At 65.5% G+C, this 7,342-nt stretch carries 7 protein-coding genes and 1 pseudogene; 6 read left to right on the top strand and 2 right to left on the bottom strand.

What is annotated here, in order from left to right; translation table 11 throughout:
* Window positions 1-700 (top strand): alpha/beta fold hydrolase (locus AC1DY5_RS04940; RefSeq protein ID WP_478109197.1); only part of this gene is annotated, 700 nt, incomplete at its 5' end.
* A gap of 34 nt (window positions 701-734) precedes the next feature.
* On the opposite strand, the gene AC1DY5_RS04935 is transcribed toward AC1DY5_RS04940, so the two are convergent.
* A complete protein-coding gene (locus AC1DY5_RS04935; protein WP_478109195.1) occupies window positions 735-1,205 on the bottom strand; it encodes a MarR family winged helix-turn-helix transcriptional regulator in 471 nt (156 codons plus the stop codon).
* Window positions 1,206-1,318: 113 nt separating this feature from the next.
* Here AC1DY5_RS04935 and AC1DY5_RS04930 point away from each other — a divergent pair, with 113 nt between their 5' ends.
* The 5 genes and pseudogenes from AC1DY5_RS04930 (at window position 1,319) to AC1DY5_RS04910 (ending at window position 6,275) form a co-directional block, all read left to right on the top strand.
* Window positions 1,319-2,518 carry a 3-hydroxybenzoate 6-monooxygenase gene (locus AC1DY5_RS04930; RefSeq protein ID WP_478109193.1) on the top strand — a complete coding sequence of 400 codons (1,200 nt, stop codon included), beginning with the start codon at window positions 1,319-1,321 and terminating at the stop codon, window positions 2,516-2,518.
* A gap of 22 nt (window positions 2,519-2,540) precedes the next feature.
* Window positions 2,541-3,579 (top strand): annotated as a pseudogene (locus tag AC1DY5_RS04925) (cupin domain-containing protein).
* 23 nt (window positions 3,580-3,602) lie between these two features.
* A complete protein-coding gene (locus AC1DY5_RS04920) occupies window positions 3,603-4,310 on the top strand; it encodes a fumarylacetoacetate hydrolase family protein (protein ID WP_478109190.1) in 708 nt (235 codons plus the stop codon).
* A gap of 56 nt (window positions 4,311-4,366) precedes the next feature.
* The gene (locus tag AC1DY5_RS04915) at window positions 4,367-5,749 is read left to right on the top strand and encodes an MFS transporter (RefSeq protein ID WP_478109188.1); all 1,383 of its coding nucleotides are present in this window, start codon (window positions 4,367-4,369) and stop codon (window positions 5,747-5,749) included.
* 247 nt (window positions 5,750-5,996) lie between these two features.
* On the top strand, window positions 5,997-6,275 hold the full coding sequence (locus tag AC1DY5_RS04910) for a hypothetical protein (RefSeq protein WP_478109186.1): 279 nt from the start codon (window positions 5,997-5,999) through the stop codon (window positions 6,273-6,275).
* A 28-nt stretch (window positions 6,276-6,303) separates the two neighbouring features.
* Here AC1DY5_RS04910 and add read toward each other — a convergent pair whose 3' ends face one another.
* Window positions 6,304-7,314 (bottom strand): adenosine deaminase, encoded by a 1,011-nt coding sequence (gene add, locus AC1DY5_RS04905; protein ID WP_478109184.1) that lies wholly within the window; start codon window positions 7,312-7,314, stop codon window positions 6,304-6,306.
* Between the last annotated feature and the right edge of the window lie 28 nt (window positions 7,315-7,342).

The following is a 7,342-nucleotide window of genomic DNA, read 5'->3' as shown; positions in this document are numbered from 1 at the left end:
AAAGACGACCGGCTGGGGAGAGCAGCGCATCGCGCAGGCTTGGATGGCGCTGATGGCCCGCCTTGGCTACGCCCGCTACGGCGCCCAGGGCGGCGATTGGGGGTCTGCCGTGACCGCCTGGATCGGTGCGCTCGATCCAGCGCATTGCGCCTGCATTCACGTCACGCTGGCCATGGGCTCGAAGCCACTGGTCGCGGGCGAACCCACGGCGCAGGAGCAGCGGGCCTTGAATGGCCTGGAACACTATCGCCGATGGGAGTCGGGCTACTCGATACAACAGGCAACCCGCCCCCAGACGCTGGGCTATGGCTTGAGCGACTCGCCCGCCGGGCAAGCGGCATGGATCCTGGAAAAGTTCTGGGCCTGGACCGACTGCGATGGCCATCCCGAGAACATCCTCAGCCGCGACGAACTGCTGGACAACGTCATGCTGTACTGGGTGACGGCGTCGGCGACGTCCTCGGCCAGGCTCTACTGGGAAAGCTTCGGGAAGGGCGGCAAGCCGCTTCCGATCGATGTGCCGACGGGTGTGGCTGTGTTTCCCAAGGAGATCATCACCCCGGTACGGACCTGGATGGAGCCGCGCTTCAGGAACATTGCCCACTGGAACGAAATGCCGAGGGGCGGTCACTTCGCGGCCTTCGAGCAACCGGAACTCTTTGTGGACGAGCTGCGGTCGTTCTTCCGTTCTTACCGCTGAGCGAGCGGCTCAGAGCACTCCTCCGCGCTCGATCTCAGCCAGCGTCTTTCGCCGCCCGGCTCCACGCGTTGTTCTCTTCGACGATGCGCTTGACCATCGCCATGAATGCCGACCGGTCGGCTTGGGGCAGGGGCGCCAGCATGCGGTCCTGCGCTCGCAGCATCGCGGGCATCACGCTTTGCACCAATTTCTTTCCCGCCGGCGTGACGCTCAACAGGCGCACGCGTTTGTCATCCGGTGAGACATTGCGCTCGATCAGTTCCCGCCTCTCGAGCCGGTCGACCACCGCGCCGATGGTCGAGGTGTCCAGCCCGATCCTGCCCGCCAGCGTGCGCTGATCCAGTCCCGGCTGCTTCGACGCGGCAAACAGCAGAGCGAACTGCACCGGCGTGAGATTCACGTCCCCCGCCTCATCCAGAAAGATGCCGACCGCGATTTGCTGGAGTCGTCGGATGTAGTGGCCGGGCAGGTCCTCCAGCCCGTCGATAGGCAACTTCGTCGTCATCGCAATTTCTTCCCTAGGGTTTGTACCTATCACAAAGCAAAATTATACCCCTACACTTATTATCAGTGTACTGATGATCAGTGCACATATACATCTTAGAGACAGGACACCCCATGAAGACATCCTCTGCGTCCCTCCCGGTCCTCGTTGCAGGCGGCGGTATCGGCGGCGTTGCCGTTGCCCTGGCCCTGGTGCGCCGAGGCTTTTCGGTCAAGGTGCTCGAGCAAGCCCCGCAGCTCGGCGAGATCGGTGCCGGCATCCAGTTCGGCCCGAACGCCTTCGCCGCGCTCGACGCGCTGGGCGTCGGCGAGAAGGCCCGTGCCCGCGCGGTCTACACCGACGAGATGGTCATGCACGACGCGCTCGACGAGGCGCTGGTGGGCCGCATCCCCACCGGCGCCGCCTTCCGCGAACGCTTCGGCAATCCGTATGCGGTGATCCACCGGGCCGACGTTCACACGTCGCTGCTCGAAGGCGCGCAGGAGACCGACCGCGTCGAGGTGCTGACCTCGACCACGGTGCAGCGTGTCGAGCAGGACGAAGTCAGCGTCCTGGTGCACGACTCGAAGGGCAACCTGCATCGAGGTCTGGCGCTGATCGGCGCGGATGGCGTGAAGTCGGCGGTGCGCCGTCAATACGTGGCCGACGAGGCGCGGGTCTCCGGACACGTGGTCTATCGCGCGGTCGTCGACAAGAAGGATTTTCCGGCCGATCTGCAGTGGAACGCCGCCAGCATCTGGGTGGGGCCGAATTGCCACCTGGTGCACTACCCGTTGCGTGGTGGCGAGCAGTACAACGTCGTCGTCACCTTCCACAGCCGGGAGCAGGAAGAGTGGAGCGTGCGCGAAGGCGATCGCGCCGAGGTGCTGAGCTACTTCGACGGCATCTGCGCCAAGGCACGTCAGCTGATCGATCTGCCGAAGGAGTGGAAGCGCTGGGCCACCGCCGACCGTGAGCCCATCGGCCAGTGGACTTTCGGCCGCGTCGCGCTGCTCGGCGACGCCGCGCACCCGACCTTGCAATACCTCGCGCAGGGCGCCTGCATGGCGATGGAAGACGCCGTGACGCTGGGCGAAGCGCTGCGTGTGCACGACAACGACTTCGCCCACGCCTTCGCGCACTACCAGCGCTCCCGGGTGGCGCGCACCGCGCGGGTCGTGCTGTCGGCGCGCGAGATGGGACGCATCTTCCACGCCAAGGGTGTCGAGCGCCTGGTGCGCAACGAACTCTGGAAGGACCGTTCGCCGGAGCGCTACTACGACGCGATGGAGTGGTTGTACGGCTGGAAGGCTGACAACTGTCTCGCGGCCTGACCACAAACTGCCGGGAACCACAATGAACGAACTCGCACGCCTCGAAGACCTGCCCGCCGACTATGTCGCGGCGCTGAAGACACAGAACCTGGTGCCGCTCTGGCCCAACCTGCGCGCAGTGCTGCCGCCGGCCAAGCCGAGCCGCAACACCCGCGCGACCCATTGGTCGTACGAAGCCCTTCGGCCGCTGCTGATGAAGGCCGGCGAACTGACGCCGATCGAGAAGGCGGAGCGCCGCGTGCTGGTGTTGGCCAACCCCGGCCACGGCCTCGAGAAGATGCAGGCCAGCGCCGCGATGTACCTTGGCATGCAGTTGCTGCTGCCCGGCGAGTGGGCGCCGTCGCACCGCCACACGCCGAACGCGGTGCGCATGGTCGTCGAGGGCGAGGGCGCGTGGTCGACGGTCGACGGCGAGAAGTGCCCGATGCAGCGCGGCGACCTGATCCTGACCCCCACGGGCCTGTGGCACGAACACGGCCACGACGGCACCGCGCCGGTCGTCTGGCTCGACGTGCTCGACCTGCCGCTCCGTCTACTACATGGAAGCGAGCTACCACGTCGACGGCGACCGTCAATCCGTCAAGCCGGGGAATGGCGAGCGTCGCTATGGGCATGGCGGGCTGTTGCCGACCACGGTCTTTCAGCATTCGTCCCGGCGCTATCCGATGCTGCGCTACCCCTGGGCAGACGCGCGCGCGGCGCTGGTGTCGCTGGCCGCCGATCAACCCGAGCTCGACGCGGTGCAGCTCACCTACAGCAATCCCGAAACGGGAGGCCACGCCCAGAACATCCTCGGCTTCTACGCACTGATGCTGCGTCCGGGCCAGACGCTGCAACTTCCCATCCGCTCGCCGGCAATGGTGTTCCACCTGATCGAAGGCGCCGCGCAGGTGAGGGTCGAAGACCAGTCGTTCACGCTCGGCCAAGCCGATACCTGCTGCGCCCCGGGCTACAGCAGCATCACCTTGAGCAATCCGTCCGCCGGCTCGCCGGCCTTCCTCTTCAGCGCCGACGAGACGCCGCTGCATCAGAAGCTCGGCGTCTTCGAGAACCGCGGCTGACCCTCTCAAACTGACAGAACCTCATGACCCAAGCCACCTACCTCTGGACCCCGCCCCCCGTCTACTCCCYGCCGGTGCGCGGCCGCTCTGAACGGCTGCCGATCAATCGGCTTTTCTTCGTCGGCCGCAACTACCACGCCCACGCGGTCGAGATGGGACGCCCGGTCGACAAGTCGATCGAGGTGCCGTTCTATTTCACCAAGTCGCCGTCGACGCTGGTGCAGTCGGGCGCGACCGTCGCCTACCCACCCGGCACGCAGAGTTATCACTACGAGATGGAGCTGGTGCTCGCGATCGGTGCGCCCGGCTTTCGGGTGACCGAAGCCGACGCGCCTGCGCTGATCTACGGCTATGCATGCGGCCTGGACATGACGCGCCGCGACCTGCAGCTCGTCGCCCGCGAGAAGGGCCGTCCCTGGGATCTGGGCAAGGACATCGAGCAAGGCTCGGTCGTCTCCGAGATCGTACCGATGCAAGGCACCGTGCTCGACCACGGGGACCTCGTGATGAGCGTCAATGGCCAGCCGCGTCAGAAGTCGGATCTCGACAAACTGATCTGGAACATCCCGGAGCTGATCGCCGACCTGTCGAAGTTCTACCACTTGCAGCCTGGCGACCTGATCTTCACGGGTACGCCCGAAGGCGTGGGCGCGGTGAACCCAGGCGACCGGATCGATGGCTGCGTTGCCGGCGTTGGCGAGATCGTGCTGAACATTGGCCCCGCCGAGTGACATCGGCGTCAGCCGACGCCGCTCGCGCGGCACCGCTTTCAAAACAGGAGACAACAATGAAACCAGCAGCACAAGCCGGACTCGACACCCGGCACCTTCGCACGGTGATCTGGATCGTGGCCCTGGCCACGGTGGGATTGATCTTCGACGGCTATGACTTGGTCGTCTATGGCACCGTCGTGTCCACCTTCCTTCGTGATGGGTCGCAGATCGGATCGGTGACGCCGAGCATCGCCGGCGCGCTGGGCAGCTATGCGCTGATCGGCGTGCTCGTGGGCGCGCTGCTCGCGGGCAGCGTCGGCGACATCCTCGGCCGCCGCAAGGTGATGCTGTTCGCCTACGCCTGGTTTTCGATCGGCATGGGCATCACGGCGCTGTCGACGAGCACGACGCTGTTCGGCCTGATGCGCTTCGTCACCGGCCTGGGCGTAGGCGCACTGGTGGCCACGACTGGCGCGCTGGTTGCCGAGTACGCGCCCAAAGGCAAGAAGAACTTGTGCAACGCGATCGTCTACTCCGGCGTACCGCTGGGCAGCCTGCTCGCTGCGGGCCTGGCGATCCTGCTGTTGCCGATCATCGGCTGGCGCGGMATGTTCCTGATCGGCGCATTGCCGGTGATCACGCTGTTGCCGCTGGCGTACTTCAGGATGCCGGAGTCTGTTGCGTGGCTCGCCGCGCGCGGACGGTTCGACGAAGCACACGCGATCTCGTTGCGCACCGGCGTGGCCGTTCCCTCTCCGGAGCCCGCGGCGGTGATCCTGGCCCAGCCGGTGGCTGAGGACAAGGCCGGATTCGCCGGACTTTTCGGGTCCGGCTACCTCGTGCCGACGTTGATGCTCGGCTTGATGAGCGCGACGGGTCTGCTGCTCGTCTATTCGCTCAATACCTGGCTGCCCGAACTGATGCTGCGGGCCGGCTTCGATGCAAAGGGCTCGCTGTCGTTCCTGCTGGTGTTGAACGGTGGCGCGGTGGTGGGTGCGCTGCTGGGTTCGCGCGTCGCAGACCGGTTCGGACCGAAGATCGTCGTCGCGGCCTGCTTCGCCATCGGCGCTGCGGCGATTGCGCTTCTGACGCTCGAACTACCGCTCTCCGTTCGGCTGGCGGCCATCGCAGTCGTCGGTCTGGGCACGAGCGGAACGCAGACCCTGATCTACGGTTTCGTCGCGAACTACTACCGGACCAATGTACGCGGCGCAGGCGTGGCATGGTGCGCGGGATTCGGCCGGATGGGTGGCGTGGGGGGGCCGCTTCTGGGCGGCTTCCTCATCAGCGGTGGCTTTGCCTTGAACGCCATCTTCTACATCCTCGCGGGCTTGGCCATCCTCGGCGTGATGTTGACGCTGCTCGTCCCGATGGCGCGCAGCCAGCGCGAACCGTCGCAGCGACTCGTCGTGGTCCGCGGCACGCAATCAGCATCTTCGTCAACAGCGGCGGCATGAAGATGAGGAACACGCTCGCAGCGAGGTAGGCCTCGGCCAGCGGGAGCCACCTGGCCACGGGGAGAACGCGAGCCCCGGGCGCAGTCAGAGCCGCGGGCCGAGCCGTCGTTCGTCAACCGTTCGCGCGGGGCTTGGCTGCAGCGCGCTGGCGAAACGATCGATCCGCGAACGATGACGGTCTAGTGTCCGACAGCTTCATTGTCGAAGCGTGACAGATGCCAATCGCAGCGATGCGCGGGAGAACCATGTGAATCTACGTCATGTACTGATCATTTCTTCCGTCTACGAGAAGCTGATCGTGTGGGTCGTGCTGGCACTCATCGCGACTGCCGTGCTCTCCGCTGTCTACGTCATGCTGCCGAAGGCCCACGGCGCAGACCCTCTGCATCGAGCACTCGACGAGGCGCAGGCCGAGGACATCGAGCGCGTCGAGTACGCGGCGACTGGCCGCGACGACGAAGACCTGAAGGCGAAGTCTCACACCCAGGTCATCGACACCGCATTCGGTCCCACCGTCGTCCGCTAACCCACTGAGTGCTGCATCGTTGGGCGATTTACCAACTCGACAGCGCCTGGATAAGCCTTGCCTTGACGTCGGTGTTGGCGAAGCTAGCATCGATCGAAGTGCGTGCCAGCGCACGAAGGTCGTCATCCGACCAACCAAACGCCTTGCTGCACAAAGCGTATTCGCTCACCAGACTTGTTCCAAGCAAGACTGGATCATCGGTATTGATGGACACGGCGACGCCGGCACGGCGCAGGCGATCGATCGGGTGATCCTCGATGGAGGGGTAGACACCCAACTTCAGATTGGAAGTCGGACATATGCCCAGGGGTATCTGCCGATCGACCAGCAGTTCGACCAGCCCGGCGTCCTCGATCGCTCGCACGCCATGATCGATGCGATCGGCACCGAGCAGTTCGATGGCGTCCCGCACGCCCTCGGGGCCACTGGACTCGCCGGCATGCACGGTGCGGCGAATCCCTGCCGCACCTGCGCGGCGGAACGCCTCGGCGAAACGTGGGCCGGTGCGACCGGCTGCAGCCTCGTTGCCGTCGATCGAGAGCGCCACGACGCGCGGATGCCGCAGAGCCACGAGCGTGTCGACCAGTTCGGCCGCGGCGCCCGACGATTGTGTGCGCAACAGGCTGACACACAGGCCCACCGGCGGAAGCCCGTCTTGTTCTGCGGCGGAGAAGCCGGCATCGATGGCGTCGATCATGTCGGGCAGACGACCGTGCCACGCCCTCCAGTGAGTCGGGTTGACGATCACATCCGCGTAGCCTGCGCCGCAATCGGCGAGCCGCTTGCTGAAGCCGTAGCTCAGTTCGGCCAGCCGGTCGCGGGTCGACGCCAGGCCACAAGCCCAGTCGAGGAAATGCAGGAAGTCCGCCAAGCCTTCGAACTCGAACAAGCGTTCGAGAGGTCTGGGCATGGYCACGCCCGCCTGCGTGGCCCATTGCGCGAGAACGCTCGATTCGAAGCAGCCTTCGAGATGGGCATGGACTTCTGCCTTCGGCAGGGCTCGCAGTCTGTCGATATGAGGAGTCTTCGCGTTGGGCATTGAGGTACTCGGTTGTGCCTGCACCGTG

The sequence above is a fragment of the Variovorax sp. P4_D9 genome (assembly GCF_056401695.1).
Note: the sequence above shows the minus strand (reverse complement) of the source record. Positions and strands in the feature narration are given on the sequence as shown.